Source organism: Aquificaceae bacterium (assembly GCA_037722135.1).
In the GTDB taxonomy this organism is placed as follows: domain Bacteria; phylum Aquificota; class Aquificia; order Aquificales; family Aquificaceae; genus Pampinifervens; species Pampinifervens sericum.
On the sequence record JBBKAW010000032.1, the window covers coordinates 4,955 to 6,881 of the forward strand.

Below are 1,927 nucleotides of genomic sequence, written 5' to 3' on the forward strand. Positions count from 1 at the left end.
TGGGATTAGCCCTTGAGTTTATCCTGTTTATCTGGTTTTCCGTCTTTATCTCCGTGTATATACTCTCACCCAGTTCCTTTTGTATCCTGTCAAGGGTATTCTCCGTTGGGTATGCATCACAAAAGATGAGCCTTGGTGGTCCCGGTTGCTCCTTTAAGCTGAGGTTTTCTAAGGTTTTGGCATTGCCTGTCCCAAAGAGGATGCAAACCTCACACCTTCCACAGTCGCATGGAGCACCAGCAAGTTTTATATCTGTCCCTGCCTTCTCTATCATCTTCTCCACCCTTCCAGTAGACCACTCAAGGAGACTTCTTATCTTGCCCTTGAGAGAAGAGCCCGGTATGTAGGGAACACCCTTTGGGAGCTCTCTGCCAGAGGGATAAAAGGCTGGTATGCTTATGTAGGTTTTTATCACAGGATTGTCAAGACCGCCTATGTCAAAGTTTTCCTTTGAACCCCCTATGCGAATACCAGTAAGAGCCTTCAGCTCATACTCAAAGACAAAAGAGCCCAGAAACCTAAACATGGCTTAACCCCCTATGATTCCTTTTTGGAATAGGCTACCATTGCCATAAAGAAGTCCGAAGCCTTTCGTAAGCTCTCTTCGGTAAAGTTCTTCTCAATGCTGTCAAGAATGGAACGCACAAGGTTTCCAAAATCCCTCTTTATGACCCCCCTATTTTCCTGATACTGGGTTATGGCATATAGTCTGTAGAGGTAATACTTTAACTCTTCCTTTTTCTTGCCCTCTTGTAGTCTGTCGTAGATGTTTCTTATCTCTGAATAGAACCTCCTAAGCTGAACCCCTTTGAGCCCTAAGTTTTCCACTATCTTACTGGCATAACCCTCTGGATGAAATATGTCTCTGTCATCCAGCCTGGAAATATCTCCACCTAAGCTCTTTAACTTGTTTATGAATTCTGACACATAGCTATTAGACCCTTGACCTCCTCTATGCATGCTCTGGCTCATGTATGAACCTCCATATAATTTTTATAACCCTACTCCCTATCATTTTCTGACACACCCCTTGTTTTCATTATCACATATTTTGCCATAAAAAGTGCATTCCTCTTGAGGGTATAGTCCTTATCTGTCTCTATAAGGGTTTTCACAAACTTTTCACGCTCTTCCCCTTTCACGTTTCTGTGAATCTGGTAATAGAAAAGTGGATAAAACTTCCACCATTTATCCTTACGGTTTTCTCTGAAGTATTTCATCAAAGTGTATATGCGATAAAAGGTTGACCTGCCTATGTATCCCTCTTTGATAAACCGCTCCAGCTCCCTTGAATTTTTAATGCCGTCCTTTAACTCCTCTTGAGTAAGGATTTCGTTAAGTATAGAAAAGTGAGGAAGGTCCTCGGATTTGTTGCCTTTAGAAATTATTTTTGTTTTTTCCCCTTTTACCCTTTTTTCCTCTACCTCCGCAAACTCTCCTGCAAAACGCACTGGCACTTCTGGTCTATCTATATGAAAACCCACAGAGAAGTTTAGTAATGGATTGTAGGCGGTATAGTGGTCAAAGTCCTCCTTTAGCTCCAAAATCTTTTCCACAAGCTGGTCCCAAGGTCCTATCAAGAAAAAGTCATCTCCACCCGCATACAGGGTATATATGTCAGAGCCCTTGAGGAACTCGTTGAGATATCCAGAAAAGAAAAGGTCAAGACTTCTGCTCAAAGTGGCAAGCCTTGAGAGAGAATACTCCTTTATGGACTGGAATATGAGACCCAAAAAGTCCACATCACCCCTTGCAAAGGCTATCTTTTTGTCCCCCTTTGCCCTCTCAGCAAGGGTTTCAAAGTCTAAGGTAGAGCCTTCTTCATTCTTTGGAACATAGTTGGCAAAAAAGAAAAAGCCATCCGCTCCCTTCTCAAGAAAATCCGTGTTATTTATGAGATACACCTCTTCAAGGTTCTCTTCCACTT

At 42.4% G+C, this 1,927-nt stretch carries 3 protein-coding genes; all 3 read right to left on the reverse strand.

Annotated elements, in window-relative coordinates; genetic code table 11:
• Positions 1 to 526, reverse strand: a 526-nt coding sequence (gene csm3, locus WKI49_02170; GenBank protein MEJ7621309.1) for a type III-A CRISPR-associated RAMP protein Csm3, incomplete at its 3' end; no start/stop codon positions are given.
• An 11-nt stretch (positions 527 to 537) separates the two neighbouring features.
• Positions 538 to 972, reverse strand: a complete 435-nt coding sequence (csm2, locus tag WKI49_02175) for a type III-A CRISPR-associated protein Csm2 (protein MEJ7621310.1) — start codon at positions 970 to 972, stop codon at positions 538 to 540.
• Positions 973 to 1,001: 29 nt separating this feature from the next.
• Positions 1,002 to 1,927: hypothetical protein (locus WKI49_02180; protein MEJ7621311.1), on the reverse strand; the 926-nt coding region annotated here is incomplete at its 5' end.

Bases quoted from the DNA above. Each gene is read 5' to 3' on its own strand.
- csm2 (MEJ7621310.1), bottom strand. From the start codon at position 972: ATGAGCCAGAGCATGCATAGAGGAGGTCAAGGGTCTAATAGCTATGTG.